The 15,431-nt window shown below is 68.8% G+C and carries 11 protein-coding genes and 1 riboswitch; of the genes, 5 read left to right on the top strand and 6 right to left on the bottom strand.

The annotated features are described in order from the left end of the window. Positions 1 to 6: 6 nt before the first annotated feature. Positions 7 to 2,277: an ATP-dependent DNA helicase RecG gene (recG, locus tag AB0M14_RS11090; protein ID WP_364992243.1), complete on the top strand. Its 2,271-nt coding sequence runs from the start codon at positions 7 to 9 to the stop codon at positions 2,275 to 2,277. An 8-nt stretch (positions 2,278 to 2,285) separates the two neighbouring features. Here the strand turns inward: recG and AB0M14_RS11095 are convergent, their stop codons facing one another. Continuing rightward, positions 2,286 to 3,752, bottom strand: coding sequence for an MFS transporter (locus AB0M14_RS11095; protein ID WP_364992246.1), 1,467 nt, complete (start codon positions 3,750 to 3,752; stop codon positions 2,286 to 2,288). A 172-nt stretch (positions 3,753 to 3,924) separates the two neighbouring features. Between AB0M14_RS11095 and sigJ the strand changes: the two genes are divergently transcribed. Next, positions 3,925 to 4,836 (top strand): RNA polymerase sigma factor SigJ, encoded by a 912-nt coding sequence (gene sigJ, locus AB0M14_RS11100; RefSeq protein WP_364992248.1) that lies wholly within the window; start codon positions 3,925 to 3,927, stop codon positions 4,834 to 4,836. Position 4,837: 1 nt separating this feature from the next. Here sigJ and AB0M14_RS11105 read toward each other — a convergent pair whose 3' ends face one another. Next, the gene (locus AB0M14_RS11105; protein ID WP_364992249.1) at positions 4,838 to 6,259 is read right to left on the bottom strand and encodes a short-chain fatty acyl-CoA regulator family protein; all 1,422 of its coding nucleotides are present in this window, start codon (positions 6,257 to 6,259) and stop codon (positions 4,838 to 4,840) included. Between the two features lie 218 nt (positions 6,260 to 6,477). Continuing rightward, on the bottom strand, positions 6,478 to 6,660 hold the full coding sequence (locus AB0M14_RS11110) for a DUF1737 domain-containing protein (RefSeq protein ID WP_364992252.1): 183 nt from the start codon (positions 6,658 to 6,660) through the stop codon (positions 6,478 to 6,480). A gap of 128 nt (positions 6,661 to 6,788) precedes the next feature. Between AB0M14_RS11110 and AB0M14_RS11115 the strand changes: the two genes are divergently transcribed. Then, positions 6,789 to 7,163 (top strand): limonene-1,2-epoxide hydrolase family protein, encoded by a 375-nt coding sequence (locus AB0M14_RS11115; RefSeq protein WP_364992255.1) that lies wholly within the window; start codon positions 6,789 to 6,791, stop codon positions 7,161 to 7,163. A gap of 282 nt (positions 7,164 to 7,445) precedes the next feature. On the opposite strand, the gene AB0M14_RS11120 is transcribed toward AB0M14_RS11115, so the two are convergent. The 3 genes from AB0M14_RS11120 to metE all read right to left on the bottom strand — a co-directional run bounded on the left by AB0M14_RS11120 (position 7,446) and on the right by metE (position 10,891). Continuing rightward, on the bottom strand, positions 7,446 to 7,976 hold the full coding sequence (locus tag AB0M14_RS11120) for a hypothetical protein (protein ID WP_364992258.1): 531 nt from the start codon (positions 7,974 to 7,976) through the stop codon (positions 7,446 to 7,448). Next, complete coding sequence (locus tag AB0M14_RS11125; RefSeq protein WP_364992261.1) at positions 7,973 to 8,542, bottom strand: TetR/AcrR family transcriptional regulator; 570 nt, start codon at positions 8,540 to 8,542, stop codon at positions 7,973 to 7,975. The genes AB0M14_RS11120 and AB0M14_RS11125 overlap by 4 nt, the downstream gene beginning before the upstream one ends. Positions 8,543 to 8,632: 90 nt before the next feature. Continuing rightward, positions 8,633 to 10,891 carry a 5-methyltetrahydropteroyltriglutamate--homocysteine S-methyltransferase gene (gene metE / locus AB0M14_RS11130; protein WP_364992264.1) on the bottom strand — a complete coding sequence of 753 codons (2,259 nt, stop codon included), beginning with the start codon at positions 10,889 to 10,891 and terminating at the stop codon, positions 8,633 to 8,635. A gap of 147 nt (positions 10,892 to 11,038) precedes the next feature. Next, a riboswitch (cobalamin riboswitch) is annotated at positions 11,039 to 11,252 on the bottom strand. 213 nt (positions 11,253 to 11,465) lie between these two features. Here metE and AB0M14_RS11135 point away from each other — a divergent pair. Together AB0M14_RS11135 and rsmD are read left to right on the top strand one after the other, a co-directional pair. Continuing rightward, a complete protein-coding gene (locus AB0M14_RS11135) occupies positions 11,466 to 14,870 on the top strand; it encodes a pyruvate carboxylase (protein ID WP_364992267.1) in 3,405 nt (1,134 codons plus the stop codon). Next, complete coding sequence (gene rsmD, locus AB0M14_RS11140; protein WP_364992270.1) at positions 14,867 to 15,427, top strand: 16S rRNA (guanine(966)-N(2))-methyltransferase RsmD; 561 nt, start codon at positions 14,867 to 14,869, stop codon at positions 15,425 to 15,427. The genes AB0M14_RS11135 and rsmD overlap by 4 nt, the downstream gene beginning before the upstream one ends. Positions 15,428 to 15,431: the final 4 nt, after the last annotated feature.

Consider the following 15,431-nt stretch of genomic DNA (forward strand, 5'->3'; position numbering starts at 1 on the left):
TGCGGCATGGCGACACTCGGTGACCGGCTGGACCACGTTCTCGGCGTGAAAGCCGCCGAAAAGCTGGGCGAAGCCTTCGACATGAACACCGTCGAGGACCTGCTGCGCCACTATCCGCTGCGATACGCCACGCAGGGGCAGCCGCTCACCGAGAACGAGCCGGAGGACGGCGCGCACATCACCGTGGTCGGGCGGATCGCCAAGACCGAACTCAAGCCGATGCGCAACCGCCGCGGATCGCTGCTCAAGGTGCAGCTCGACACCGGTGCGGGCAAGCCGGTCGAGGTCACCTTCTTCAACGGCGACAAAGTGAAATACGTTGTCAAAGAAGGTCTTCGGGCGATGATGTCGGGCACCGTCAGCTACTGGCGACCGGGCAGCTGGAACCTCTCGCACCCCGGATACCTCATCCTGCCGGACGCCGAGGACGACGCGGTCGGCACCTTCACCAAGGTGCGCGGCGGCGGTGACCTGCGCGGGCTCGCCGAGAGCGCGAAAGGCGCCGGGGGCGTGGATGTCTCGTTCATGGAGCGGGAGTTCATCCCGGTCTACCCGGCGACGGCGAAGGTGCAGAGCTGGGACTTGCTGGCCTGCGTGCGGCAGGTGCTCGAGCAGCTCGATCCGATCGATGATCCACTGCCGGAACAGGTTCGCGACGAGCGAGCGCTGCTGGCGGTGTCCGACGCGCTGCGCCTGATCCATCTGCCGGAGCGCAAGACCGATATCGACCAGGCCAAGGAGCGGCTGCGGTTCGACGAGGCGCTGGCCTTGCAGCTGGTGCTGGCCGAACGCCGGCACGAGATAGCGGGCCGGACCGCGCGGCCCTGCCCGCCGCGCACCGACGGCATCGCCGCCGCGTTCGAGAAGAAACTGCCGTTCGAGCTGACCGCAGGTCAGCAGCAGGTGATCGCGGAGATCTCCGATGATCTGTCGCGGGTGCAGCCGATGCACCGCCTGCTGCAAGGCGAGGTGGGTTCGGGCAAGACCATCGTGGCGCTGCACGCCATGCTGCAGGTGGTCGACGCCGGTCAGCAGTGTGCGTTGCTGGCGCCCACGGAAGTGCTTGCCGCGCAGCACTATCGATCGCTGCGGAACATGCTCGGCGAGCTCGGCACGGCGGGCGAGCTGGGCGCGGCCGACGACTCGACCAAGGTCGTGCTGGTGACCGGATCGATGTCGGCGTCGGCGAAGAAGGCCGCGCTGCTGGACGCGGTGACCGGCGAGGCGGGCATCGTGATCGGCACGCACGCGCTGATCCAGGACGCGGTGGAGTTCTTCGACCTGGGCATGGTGATCGTCGACGAACAGCACCGCTTCGGTGTCGAGCAGCGAGACGCGTTGCGCGCCAAGGCGAAGCCGGGTGTCAGCCCGCATCTGCTGGTGATGACCGCGACCCCGATTCCGCGCACCATCGCGATGACCACGCTGGGTGATCTGGAAACCTCCACCCTGACCGAGCTGCCCCGCGGCCGGTCCCCGATCACCTCGAAAGTCGTTCCGCGCAAGCAGCATCCGGCGTGGGTAGAGCGTGCGTGGGAACGCATTCTGGAAGAGGTCGAAGCCGGACGCCAAGCCTATGTGGTGTGCTCGCGGATCGGTGACGACGAGGAGAACGGCTCGGGCAAAAGCAAGAAGGGCAAGAAGGACGAGGAGAAGGAGGCCCCGACCACGGCCGCGGCCCTCGACGTCTTCGACAGTCTGCGTACCGGCCCGCTGGCGAACGTCCGCGTCGGCCTGCTGCACGGCCGCCTGCCATCGGACGAAAAAGACCAGGTGATGCGCGATTTCAACGCGGGCGACATCGATGTGCTGGTCTGCACCACCGTGGTCGAGGTCGGCGTGGACGTGCCGAACGCGACGGTGATGGTGATCGTCGACGCCGACCGCTTCGGTGTCAGCCAGCTGCATCAGCTGCGCGGGCGCATCGGCCGGGGCAAGCACGCCGGTCTCTGCCTGCTGATCACCGATGCCGCCCCGGGCGGTTCGGCCATGGTGCGCCTGGAGGCGGTGGCCGGGACCACCGACGGCTTCGAATTGTCGGTGCTCGATCTGCGCCAGCGCCGCGAGGGTGACGTGCTCGGCTCCGCCCAGTCCGGCACCGCCCGGTCGCTGCGCCTGCTCTCGCTGCTCGACGACCTCGAAGTCATCACCGCCGCACAGGATCTGGCGCGCGAGCTGGTGGAGGCCGACCCGGGTCTGCAGAAGCACCCGGGCCTGGCAGGCATGATGAACGCTGCGGTCGATGCCGAACGCCTGGAGTACCTGGCGAAGTCCTGACCGGCCGGCTATGCGGCCACGGTATCCGTGCTGGGGGCCTGCTTGTTGTCCTGTTCGCCGCGCGAATCCGCCGTCCACATCCCGAGGACGGCGGCGGCCAGCGCGAGCAGCCCGCCGATCAGCAGCGCCCGCTGGAACCCGGAGGTCATCGCCTCGAGGGGCGCCTGCCCGGCGGCCAGCTGCGCGGTGGTGCGGGTGGTGGCCACGGCGGTGAGGATCGCGATGCCGATCGCGCCACCGATCTGCTGGGACGTATTCAGCAGCGCCGCGGCCAATCCCGCCTGTTCGGCGGGCACGCCGGCATTCGCGGCGGTGGTGTTCGCGACGAAGACGCACCCGGCCCCGACCGCCATGACGAGCATGCCGGGCAGCACATCGGTCGCGTAGGAACCGTCGGCGGGAATCCGCGACAGCATGATCAATCCGAGTCCGCAGATCGCCGCCCCGCCGACAATGACCGGCCGGGTTCCCCAGCGCGGGAACAGCTTCGCGGCCAGCCCGGCGGCGATGCCGATGGTGAGGCTGATCGGCAGGTAGGCATTGCCGGCCTGGAGTTCGCCGAAGCCGAGCACCGACTGCATATACAGGGTGACGAAGAAGAACATCGCCAGCATGCCGGCGGCGATAGTCAGATGCGTCAGGTTCGCGGCGGCGAGCCCTCGGATCCGGAAGATGGACAGTGGCACAAGCGGATCCGCGGTGCGGCGTTCATTGACCACGAAGCCGATCAGCAGGGCCGCCGCGGCGGCGAGTGTGACGATCGTCCGCATCGAGCCCCAGCCGTGCTCCGGCGCCTGCACCAGGCCGTACACCAGCAGCATCAAACCGGCGGTGGCCAGCGCGGTGCCGAGAACGTCGAAGCTGCCCCGGATTTCGTTGCGCCGGTCGTTGGGAATCAGCATCGGAACAAGCGCCAGCACCAGCACGCACACCGGGGTGTTGACGTAGAACACCCAGCGCCAGCCGGGTCCTTCACTGAGCAGTCCGCCGAGGAAAACCCCGGCCGCCGAGGCCAATCCGGCGGCGCCGCCCCACACGCTGAGCGCGGTGTTCCGATCGGCGCCCTCCCGGAAGCTGGTGGTCAGAATCGACAGCGCGGCGGGCAGCATCAGCGCCGCACCGACGCCCTGCGCGAGCCGGGCCCCGATCAGCGGTCCGGCGGCCTCGGCGAAACCACCCACGGCCGAGGCGACCGCGACGAGCACCGTGCCCGCGATCAGCACCCGGCGCCGGCCGAGCAGGTCGGCGAGCCGGCCGCCCAGCAGCATCAGGCCGCCGTAGGTGAGCATGTAGCCGCTGGTCACCCATTGCAGCGTCGACACTTCGAGCCCGAGTTCGCGCTGAATGGCCGGCAGGGCGACATTGACGATGGAACCGTCGACGAAATCCAGGAACGCGACGGTGCACAGCAATGCCAGCGTGAGTTTGCCGCGGCGGGTCGCCAGATACGACGGTGTTTCGGTGGATGACTGCACTGCGATGTCCTCTCACGGTCCGGACGTCGATTTCGTCCGCTCCCGAACCCAGAGCCGAACCGGTCGCGGCGACGTGACATCGTGAGAGTCGGATCACAAGGTGCGCGAAAGATGTCACGTTCCGGGTAGTGAGATGCCTCTAGGGAGGCGAGACCGGAACACAGGAGGCCAGATGTTCGACAGCGCCGACGACGAAGCGACCAGGGTCTTCGCCGACCATCGCGAGTTGCTGTTCTCGATCGTCTACAACATCCTGGGCACGGTGGCCGACACCGAGGACGTCGTGCAGGACACCTGGCTCGCCTGGGTGCCGCGTAATCGCCCGGGCGCCGAGGAGATCACCAGTCCGCGCGCGTATCTGGTGCGGATCGCGGTCAACAACGCACTGGCTCGGCGCGCGGTGCTGGCCCGCCGGCGCGAAACCTATGTCGGCCCTTGGCTACCCGAGCCGCTGGTCACCGACACCCCGGAGGTCCGCGACAGCGCCGACCCGGCCGATCCGGCGCTGCGGGCGGAATCGGTGTCCATGGCGATGCTGGTGGTGCTGGAAACGTTGTCCCCGCTGGAGCGCGCGGTGTTCGTGCTGCACGACGTATTCGGCTACCCGCACGCCGAGATCGGCGCGATGCTGGGCCGGGAGACCACCGCGGTCCGTCAGCTCGCGCACCGGGCCCGCGCCCACGTGCACGCCCGGCGGCCCCGGTATCAGGCCGATCCCCGCACGCAGCGCGCGGTGACCGAGCGGTTCCTGGCCGCGCAGGTCGGCGGCGACGTGCAGGCGTTGCTGGAACTGCTCGCGCCGGATGTGACCTTCTGGTCCGATGGCGGCGGCAAGTCGCGGGCCGCGCTGCGCCCGATTCAGGGTGCGGACAAGATCATTCGGCTGATCACCAGTCCGATGGTCACCGGGGTGCCCGATCTGGGGTTCGATTACCGCTGGGTCGGTGGGGATCCCTCCGCGGTGATTCTGTCGGGCGGCGCGCTGTTCGCGGTCGTGGTGCTCGACATCGATCCGGACACCGGCAAGGTGCGCGGGATCTACGCGGTCCGGAACCCGGACAAACTGACCCACATCCCCGCGTGAGTCAGCCGCCCAGCCGGGGATAGGGCAGGTCGGTGCTGGTGTGCTCGGCGACCGACAGCGGCGCGCCGATCTGCGGGAAGGCGCGTTGCGGGCAGGCGGGCCGCTCGCAGACTTTGCAGCCGGCGCCGATCGGCACCGCCGCGGCGGGTTCGTCGAGTTGCAGACCGGTCGAATACGCCAGCCGGTCGGCGTATTCGATATCGCAGCCCAGGCCGATCGCGAAATTCTTGGTCGCCGTGCCGTATCCGTGCGGGGTGGTGGCTGCGGTCCGGGCGATCCACAGGTAGCGGCGTCCGTCGGGCATCGCCGCGATCTGGGTAAGCACGCGGCCCGGATGCGCGAACGCCTCGTGCACCACCCACAGCGGGCAGCTGCCGCCCACCCGGGAGAAGTGAAACGCGGTGGCGGACTGGCGTTTCGAGATATTGCCGGCCCGGTCGGTCCGGACCAGGAAGAACGGCACGCCGCGCTGGCCCTGGCGTTGCAGGGTGCTCAGCCGGTGGCAGATGGTCTCGAAGCCGACTTCGAAGCGCAGGCTCAGCAGGTCGACGTCGTAGCGCAGTTCCTCGGCCGAGCGCAGGAACCGGCCGTAGGGCAGCACCAGCGCGCCCGCGAAATAGTTGGCCAGGCCGATCCGGGCCAGCGTGCGGGATTCGCCGGTGAGCGAGGGGGTTTCGTCCAGCACCGCGTCCAGGTCGTCGCCGTAGAGCAGGAAGCCGAGGGTGGTGGCGATCTGGAAGGCGCGCTGCCCGGGCCGCAGCCGGCGGGCCAGGGTGAGGGTGCGGCTGTCGGAATCGTAGTGGCGTTTAGGGATGGCCGGGTCCGCCCCGTCGCCGCGCACCAGCACGGTGACGCCCGCGCGTTCGTCCGCGATCCGGGCCAGCTGCCGATCCAGGGAGCCGATGGTCAGCCCGGATTCCTCGAAGAGGTGTTCGGCGGCCAGGTCCAGGTGCGGGATGTGATTGTGATGGTCGTAGAAGAAATCCCGGACGTCCTCGTAGGGCATCGGGACGCCGGGCGTACCGGTGGGCGCGGCCACCCGGGAGGACAGCAGGTCGAGTTGATCGGTGGCGGCCCGTAATCGCCGGTGCATGGCGACCAGGATGCGCGCCACTTCCGGCTGCCGGGTGGCCAGCTCCTCCACCTCGGTCAACGGCGCGCTGTCGCCGCCCGCGGCGTCGACCAGCACCTCGTGCAGGTCCGACACCAGGCGGGCGTCGGAGTCGGCGGCGAAGAACTGCACATCGAGGTCGAACGTCGAATTCAGTTTCAGCAGCACCGGAATGGTGAGCGGCCGTTGATCGCGTTCGAGCTGATTGAGATAGCTGGGCGAGAGGTCCAGCGACTTGGCCAGCGCCGCCTGGGTCATTCGCCGTTCCTCGCGCAATCGCCGCAACCGGGCTCCCGCGTACATCTTGCGCACCTGGTGGATGATAGTCGCGGAGCTTCGCAAACATCGCAGAATGGGCAGTTCCGGTCCGCGAAAATCCGCCTGTGCAAGGTGTTTTCGCGATGGGGGCGCATGCGTGGCGTGCGAAGTTCGGCGGAGGACGCCGCCCGGTCCGTCGGAGCAGGGATGAAGACTCATATCGTACGCGCATGCCGTGCGGCGGAATAGGTTCCGCGTTCGGAAACATCTGGCTATTCCATGAATCCACCCCACACCAGCGCCTGGGCGGCGATGACATCGGTGCCGTTGAAGGTCACCGCGGGTGGTCCGTGCAGCCGATAGCCCTCGTCGAGAAGGTCGCTGATCCGTTTGCAGAACGCGGCATCATCCACTCCGGTGATCAGCCGGTAGCGCAGCGGTTGGTCGGCGGACATGGGCACAGCCTAGGGCGGCGGCCGCGGTGGACAAGCGACCGGCACGGCCGATCTCGACGATCCGGCATTAGACCAAGCAATTGTTTGGTTGAATCGGGGTTTCCGTCCGACGAAAGCGAGATTCTCCGATGACCAGCCCCGACGAACTCGTCCGTGCCATGTGCCAGGCCTGGGCCGACCCGGACCCCGCCGAGATCGCCGGGTTCTTCGCCGAAGACGCGGTCTACCACAACATTCCGATGGAACCCGTCCTCGGTCGCGCCGCGATCGCCGATTTCGTCACCGGCCTGCTCGGCCCGTTCACCGCCATCGATTTCGACATCCACCTCCAGGTCTCGAACGGGGCCACCGTCATGAACGAACGCACCGACACCCTGCGCGGCAAAGACGGTCGCGATACCCCGCTGCCGGTGGTGGGCGTGTTCGAGGTGCACGACGGCCTGATCACCGCCTGGCGCGACTACTTCGACATGGCCGCCATCACCCGGGCCTTCGGCAGCTGAGTTTCGATCCGGCCCGGCCCCCGTTCTTCTTGCGGAAATAGCGGAACCGAATGACTGGCGGGTGCGTCGAAGGATTACAACAGGGGACGTCGGGTCTCCGGTGGCCGAGGAGCGTGGCACATGGTGTGTTGTCCGGAGGATCCGAAGTCGTGGCGGCTGGGGATCGGCGGGAAACAGCGGACGCGGCCGGTACCGAGGGCGGGTGAGGTCTGCGAGAGTTACGCGTCCCGGCGCAGACGGCCGCGGCCGAAGCCGGAATCCGATGCGGGCGCCGGTGGGTGATCAGCGCGCGGCCTCTTCCGGGAGCAGATGGGCGATCAGGAGTTTGATCAGCAGGATCGGCGCGAACCAGGCGGCGACAGCGGGCACGGTGAGGATGCTGGTGCTGAGCAGGATGCCGAAAACGGTGGTGGCGAAGGCGATCGGGCGGCGCAGCGGTTCGGCGGCGACGGTCACGGCGAGGGCGCTGAGCACGGCCGTGGCGTAGATCGCGGCGGCGGTGGGCCAGGTGAAGCCGGGCACCACCAAGGCCAGGATGAACGGCTGGATGTGGATCGCGACGAAGCCGAGATGATGCCGCGCCGTCCGGCCCGGGCGGTGATACCAGCGTTTCGCGGCGCAGGTGGAGTTGACCACGGCGCCGCCGAACATGTCGAAGGCGACCAGGGTGAGGATCGCGACTCGCCACCCGGTCAGGTCGGCGTGCAGGCCGAGGACGAGCACGAGGGAGGCGCCGAGGATCGCCGCGCTGTAGCCGCAGGTGGCCTCGCCGCGGCTGGCGTCCGGGGCGATCAGGCGATCGGTGAGTGTCATGTCCGGATCCCTTCGACGCAGAGTTGCAGGACAGGTTCGGTCAGGTCGCGCAGCGACAGCGCGGGGTCGACCAGGGCCTGGACCAGGCAGCCCTCGATCGCGCCGACGATCACCGCCGCGTGGGGCGCGCCGATGCCCGGGCGCAGTGCGCCGTCGGCGGCCGCTTCGGTCAGGAGATCCGCGATGGCGCCGCGGTATTCGCGATACATGCCGGCCATGTCGATGGGCGGATTCGAGGCCCACACATCCAAGAGCACCCGGGCGTGATCGGGGTGGGCGGCCAGCAGCTCCAGGGTCGCGCGGATCAGACGGCTCAGCCGTTCCAGCGGCGAACCGGCGCCCAGCTCGGTCAGCACCTGCGCCGCCTTCGCGGCGTAGCTGTCGAAAACCCCGGTGAGCAGTGCGTTCCGGCTCTCGAAGTACAGGTACACGCTGCCCTTGGCGATTCCGGCTTCGGCGGCCACGTCCTCGATGCGCGACGCGGCGAACCCCTTGCGCGCGAATACTTTCGCCGCCGCGTCCAGGATCTCCTCCTGGCGAGCGGCTCGGTCCACGATCTTCGGCATGCCTCTGATTATGAATGACCAGTCAGTCATAATCAAGCCCGCAACGCGGGAACGGACCGGCCGCAGGCGCCCTGCGGCCGGTCGCCCGGATCAGCGAACGGCGTGCGCGGCCGCGACCATATTGCGCAGCGACGCTTCCACCTCGACCGGCCCGCGGGTCTTGAGCCCGCAGTCCGGATTCACCCAGAGCCGCTCGGCGGGAACGGCTTTCAGCGCCGCTCGCAGCGAGGCGGTGATCTCCTCGACGCTCGGCACCCGCGGCGAGTGGATGTCGTACACGCCCGGCCCGACACCCAGGTCGAAGCCCGCCGCGTTGAGGTCGTCGAGCACCTCCATGTGCGAGCGCGCGGCCTCGATCGAGGTCACGTCGGCGTCCAGGCCCGCGATCGCGTCGATGACCTCACCGAACTCCGAATAGCAGAGATGGGTGTGGACCTGGGTGGTGTCGGCCACGCCGGAGGTGGCCAGGCGGAAGGCCCGCACCGACCAGTCCAGGTAGCCGGGCTGATCGGCGGCGCGCAGCGGCAGCAGCTCGCGCAGGGCGGGCTCGTCGACCTGGACGATGCGGATGCCCGCCGCCTCCAGGTCCACCGTTTCGTCGCGGATCGCCAGCGCGACCTGTGCGGCCGAGTCGGCCAGCGGCTGATCGTCGCGCACGAACGACCAGGCCAGAATGGTCACCGGGCCGGTGAGCATGCCCTTGACCGGCTTGCCGGTGAGCGACTGCGCGTAGGTGATCCAGTCGACGGTCATCGGCTCGCGCCGGGACACGTCGCCGAACAGGATCGGCGGGCGCACGCAGCGGGTGCCGTAGGACTGCACCCAGCCCAGTTCGGTGGCGGCGAAACCGTCGAGCTGCTCGGCGAAGTACTGCACCATGTCGTTGCGTTCCGGCTCGCCGTGCACCAGGACGTCCAGGCCCAGCTTCTCCTGCAGCGTGATGACATCGGCGATTTCGGCGCGCATCCGGCGGACGTACTCGGCCTGGTCGATCTGGCCCTTGCGCAGCAGCGCGCGGGCCACCCGGATCGCCGAGGTCTGCGGGTAGGAGCCGATCGTGGTGGTCGGCAGGCTGGGCAGGTCCAGGTGCGCGGCTTGCAGCGCGCGGCGTTCGTCGGCCGGTGTGCGCCGGTCGGCATCCGCGTCGAGCGCCGCCAGCCGGGCCCGCACCTGCGGGTCGGCCAGTCGCGGATCGTTGCGCCGGGTGTCCAGCGCCGCACGGACCGTGGCCAATTCGGCGGCGACCGCCTCCGTGCCCGATTGCAGCGCGGTGGCGAGCAGCCGCACCTCGGCGACCTTCTCCGCGCCGAAGGCCAGCCAGGACCGCAGCTGGTCGTCCAGGCCGGCTTCGACGGCCAGGGTGTAGGGCACGTGCAGCAGCGAGCAGGAGGTCGACACCGCGACCGCCGCCGCGGAACCGAGCACGGTGCCCAGCGACGCCAGCGCCCGATCGAGGTCGGTGCGCCAGACATTGCGTCCGTCGACCACACCGGCGACCAGCAGCTTGCCGGCCAGCGCGGGCACCGCCACCACCTCGGCGGGCTCGGCGGCGGTGAAATCGACTGCGACGCCCTCGATATCGGTGTCCGCCAGCGCGCTCAGCGCCGCCCGCGGCTGCCCGAAGTAGGTGGCGACCAGGATCGCCGGGCGATCGTCGCCGGCCGACAGCGCGCTGTAAGTGCTTCGCACCAGCTCGATTTCGGCGTCATCGAGATCGGTGACCAGCACCGGCTCGTCGATCTGCACCCACTGCGCACCCGCGGCGGCCAGCTGCCGCAGCAATTCCCGGTACAGCGGCACCAGCTCGTCGAGCCGATCCAGCACCGCGCCGCCGGTCGCCTTCGCCAGCTTCAGGAAGGTGAGCGGCCCGATCACCACCGGCCGGGCCGGAACGCCGAGCGCGATCGCCTCGGCCAGCTCGCTCAGCAGTTTCTCCGGGTGCAGCGAGAACACGGTGTCCGCACCGATTTCGGGCACCAGATAGTGGTAGTTGGTGTCGAACCACTTGGTCATTTCCAGCGGCTCGATGGTGTCGGTACCGCGCGCGGCGGCGAAGTACCGGTCCAGCGGATCCGCGAGACCGGCGACCCGCGGCGGCAACGCGCCGAGCAGTACCGCGGTATCGAGCATCTGGTCGTAGTAGGAGAAGGTGCCCACGGGCACCGAATCGATTCCGGCGGCGGCCAATTCGGCGTACTGCCGGCGGCGCAGGTCCGCTGCGACCCCGTGCAGGCCGGAGGCGTCCAAACGCCCGGCCCAGTAGGACTCGGTGGCGCGTTTGAGTTCCCGACGAGGTCCCACTCGCGGAAGCCCGAGAACCGTTGCGGTGAAAGGAGATTTGACAGTCACGATTGTGCTCCAGTGCTGTGTCGGTCGTGAACCATCGCCATTCGGGCGGGCAGCACCGGGAGACATCGCACGGGCCGTAGGGGAGCCCGAAGATGTCTGCACTGGTGGTCCGCGCGCCCATTCCACGAGGCGGTGGCCGCCGGATACGGCGTATCCGGCACAACTGGCAGGTCTTCGGACTTGCGGGCACGGGCCTTCTGGCCGACCCCCGGGGTGGGGGGCTCACCTACTGGCCGTCGCTTCCCGGATCACTCCAGTGCTTGGTTGACGGCGGTCGTTCCTGCATACCGCTGCGGGACAGTCCCGGATTCTCACCGGGTTCCCTCTCGATCCCCGGTGTACCGGAAAGATCTCGACTCCGATGCGTGACGTCGGGGCTCCAACTCGTCGCGCACTGGAGAAACCAGCTGCGTTGTCCAGCATAAGCCGCGCCGCAAATATTCCGGACACCGGGCACGGAAATGTGACGCCACGATTTCCGCAACTTCGCAACCGTGCTAGGCCCGGTTGTGAAGATGACTGCGAAGCCCGTATCCGTGTCGGAGCTGTGCTCTGCGCCAGGTACCTTGGGTCAATGTTCTCGAAAGTCTTGGTTGCCAATCGCGGCGAAATCGCCATCCGCGCCTTCCGCGCGGCCTACGAACTGGGCATCGGGACGGTCGCCGTCTTTCCCTACGAGGACCGCAATTCGGTCCATCGTCTGAAGGCTGCCGAGTCCTACCAGATCGGTGAGCAGGGACACCCGGTCCGGGCCTACCTGTCCATCGACGCGATCATCGACGCGGCCAAGTCCGCCGGCGCCGACGCGATCTATCCCGGTTACGGCTTCCTCTCCGAGAACCCCGACCTGGCCGCCGCGTGCGCCCGCGAGGGCATCACCTTCATCGGCCCCTCGGCCGAGGTGCTGGAGATGGCGGGCAACAAGGCCACCGCCATCGAGGCGGCCAAGGCCGCCGGGCTGCCGGTGCTGAAGTCCAGCGCGCCGTCGGCCGACATCGATGAGCTGCTGACCGCCTCCGAACAGCTCGAGTACCCGATCTTCGTGAAGGCCGTCGCGGGCGGTGGCGGGCGCGGTATGCGCCGGGTCGCCGCGCCCGAACAGCTGCGCGAATCGATCGAGGCGGCCTCGCGCGAGGCGGAATCGGCTTTCGGTGATCCGACGGTCTTCCTCGAGCAGGCGGTGGTGAATCCGCGTCATATCGAGGTGCAGATCCTGGCCGATCAGCACGGCAATGTCATGCATTTGTTCGAGCGTGACTGCTCGGTGCAGCGCCGCCATCAGAAGGTCATCGAGCTCGCTCCCGCGCCGAATCTGGATCCGGCGCTGCGCGAGCGGATCTGCAACGACGCGGTCGCCTTCGCTCGCCAGATCGGTTACAGCTGCGCGGGCACCGTGGAGTTCTTGCTCGATGAGCGCGGTAACCACGTTTTCATCGAGATGAACCCGCGCATCCAGGTCGAGCACACGGTGACCGAGGAGATCACCGACGTCGACCTGGTGCAGTCGCAGTTGCGTATCGCCGCCGGGCAGTCGCTGGAAGAGCTTGGCCTGAGCCAGGATTCGGTGTCCATCCGGGGTGCGGCGCTGCAGTGCCGGATCACCACCGAGGATCCGGCCAACGGTTTCCGCCCCGACACCGGGCGGATCACCGCCTATCGCACGCCGGGCGGCGCGGGCATCCGCCTGGACGGCGGCGCGAACCTGGGCGCGGAGATCGGCGCCTACTTCGACTCGATGCTGGTGAAGCTGACCTGCCGCGGCCGGGACCTGCCCGCGGCGGCGGCCCGGGCTCGGCGCGCCCTCGCGGAGTTCCGGATCCGCGGCGTCACGACCAACATCCCGTTCCTGCTCGCGGTGCTCGACGATCCGGACTTCAAGGCCGGCCGGGTCACCACCTCGTTCATCGACGAACGCCCGCAGCTGCTGACCTCCCGCGGGTCCGCGGACCGTGGCACCAAGATCCTCAACTATCTGGCCGACATCACCGTCAACAAGCCGCACGGTGAGCGTCGCAGCACGGTGTATCCGCACGACAAGCTGCCCGCCATCGATTTGAGCGTGCCGCCGCCGGACGGTTCGCGGCAGAAGCTGCTGCGTTTGGGTCCGGACGGGTTCGCGCAGGCGTTGCGGGAGCAGAAGGCGGTCGGGGTCACCGACACCACCTTCCGCGACGCGCACCAGTCCTTGCTGGCGACGCGGGTGCGGACCAGCGGGCTCATCGCCGTGGCTGGGCACGTCGCCCGGATGACCCCGGAGCTGCTGTCCATCGAATGCTGGGGCGGGGCGACCTATGACGTGGCGCTGCGCTTCCTGTATGAGGATCCGTGGGAGCGGTTGGCCGCGCTGCGTGAGGCGGTGCCGAACATCAACTTGCAGATGCTGTTGCGTGGCCGCAACACCGTCGGCTACACCCCGTACCCCGAAAAGGTCACGCGGGCTTTCGTTTCCGAGGCCGCGGCGACCGGTATCGACATCTTCCGCATCTTCGACGCGCTCAACAACGTCGACCAGATGCGCCCGGCCATCGACGCGGTCCGCGAAACCGGCACCACCCTGGCCGAGGTCGCGTTGAGCTACACCGGTGACCTGTCGAACCCGAACGAAACCCTCTACACCCTGGACTACTACCTGAAGCTGGCCGAGCAGATCGTCGACGCGGGCGCGCATGTGCTCGCGATCAAGGACATGGCCGGTCTGCTGCGCGCCCCCGCGGCCGCGAAACTCGTTACCGCCCTGCGTAGTAACTTCGATCTGCCGGTGCACGTGCACACCCATGACACCCCGGGCGGGCAGTTGGCGACTTATCTGGCCGCGTGGCAGGCGGGCGCGGACGCGGTCGACGGGGCCAGCGCCGCGATGGCGGGCACCACCAGCCAGCCCGCGTTGTCGGCGATCGTGGCCGCCGCCGCGCACAGTGAATTCGATACCGGCCTGGACTTGCAGAATGTGTGCGATCTGGAGCCGTACTGGGAGGCGCTGCGAAAGGTCTACGCGCCCTTCGAATCCGGGCTCCCCGCGCCGACCGGGCGGGTCTACACCCACGAGATCCCCGGCGGTCAGCTCTCGAACCTGCGCCAGCAGGCCATCGCACTGGGCCTGGGGGACCAGTTCGAAGAGGTCGAAGCGAAATACGCTGCGGCAGACCGCCTTCTGGGTCGCCTTGTCAAGGTCACCCCGTCCTCGAAGGTGGTCGGTGACCTCGCGCTGGCGCTGGTCGGCACCGGTGTCAGCGTCGAGGAGTTCGCCGCCGACCCGGCCCGCTACGACATCCCCGATTCGGTAATCGGTTTCCTGCGTGGCGAACTCGGCACCCCGGCCGGTGGCTGGCCGGAACCGTTCCGCACCAAGGCCCTCTCCGGCCGCGGTCCCGCCAAGCCGGAAACCGAACTCTCCGCGGCGGACGAGGCGGGTCTGGCGGGCAGCTCGCTGGAGCGGCGCAGCACCCTGAACCGGTTGCTGTTCGCCGGCCCGACCGCCGAATTCGAGGCGCACCGCGAGAAGTACGGCGACACCTCCGGGCTGTCGGCCAACCAGTTCTTCTACGGCCTGCGCCACGGCGAGGAGCATCGGGTTCAGCTGGAGAAGGGCGTCACGCTGCTCATCGGCTTGGAAGCGATCTCCGAGCCCGACGAGCGCGGCATGCGCACCGTCATGTGCATTCTCAACGGCCAGCTCCGCCCCGTCGCGGTGCGGGACCGGTCTATCGCCAGTGACGTCCCGGTCGCGGAGAAGGCCGACAAGACCAACCCCGCCCACCTCGCCGCGCCGTTCGCCGGTGTCGTCACCCTGGCGGTGTCCGAAGGCGACGCGGTCGCCGCCGGCGACACCATCGGCACCATCGAGGCGATGAAGATGGAGGCCGCGATCACCGCACCCCGCGCCGGCACCGTCGCGCGGGTCGCCATCGCCAAGGTGCAGCAGGTCGAAGGCGGTGACCTGCTGGTCGAACTGGCGGTCACGGGGGCTGCCGCCGAATGACGCGCATCGTCGCGGGAGCAGCGGGCGGGCGGCGCCTCCGGGTACCGCCCGCCGGCACCCGGCCCACCTCGGACCGGGTGCGCGAGGCCCTCTTCAGCGCCATCGACGCCCGTCTGGATCTCGAGGGCGTCCGCGTCCTCGACCTCTACGCGGGCTCCGGCGCCCTGGGCCTGGAAGCCCTCTCCCGCGGCGCCGCCCACGCCCTGCTCGTCGAATCCGACCGCAAGGCCGCCGCGATCGTCGCGGGCAACATCACCGACCTGGCCCTCCCCGGCGCCGAACTCCGCCAGGGCACCGTCGCCTCGGTCCTGCAACGCGGCGGCGCCGGCGAATACGACCTCGTCTTCTCCGACCCGCCCTACGATGTCGACACCGAAGCGGTGACCACCGACCTGCGCCTCCTCGCCGACCACAAATGGCTCGCCCCCGACGCCCTCGTCATTGTCGAGCGCTCCATCCGCTCACCCGAAATCACCTGGCCGCCCGGCTATACCGCCGCCAAGCCCCGCAAATACGGCGAGACCCGAATCGAACTCGCCGAATTCGACGCGGGCTAGCCGG

The organism is Nocardia sp. NPDC051832 (genome assembly GCF_040681285.1).
Lineage (GTDB): Bacteria > Actinomycetota > Actinomycetes > Mycobacteriales > Mycobacteriaceae > Nocardia.

Coding starts and splice junctions, on each gene's coding strand:
- recG (WP_364992243.1), top strand. CDS start 7: ATGGCGACACTCGGTGACCGGCTGGACCACGTTCTCGGCGTGAAAGCC.
- sigJ (WP_364992248.1), top strand. CDS start 3,925: ATGTTCGACAGCGCCGACGACGAAGCGACCAGGGTCTTCGCCGACCAT.
- AB0M14_RS11110 (WP_364992252.1), bottom strand. CDS start 6,660: ATGTCCGCCGACCAACCGCTGCGCTACCGGCTGATCACCGGAGTGGAT.
- AB0M14_RS11115 (WP_364992255.1), top strand. CDS start 6,789: ATGACCAGCCCCGACGAACTCGTCCGTGCCATGTGCCAGGCCTGGGCC.
- AB0M14_RS11120 (WP_364992258.1), bottom strand. CDS start 7,976: ATGACACTCACCGATCGCCTGATCGCCCCGGACGCCAGCCGCGGCGAG.
- AB0M14_RS11125 (WP_364992261.1), bottom strand. CDS start 8,542: ATGCCGAAGATCGTGGACCGAGCCGCTCGCCAGGAGGAGATCCTGGAC.
- AB0M14_RS11135 (WP_364992267.1), top strand. CDS start 11,466: ATGTTCTCGAAAGTCTTGGTTGCCAATCGCGGCGAAATCGCCATCCGC.
- rsmD (WP_364992270.1), top strand. CDS start 14,867: ATGACGCGCATCGTCGCGGGAGCAGCGGGCGGGCGGCGCCTCCGGGTA.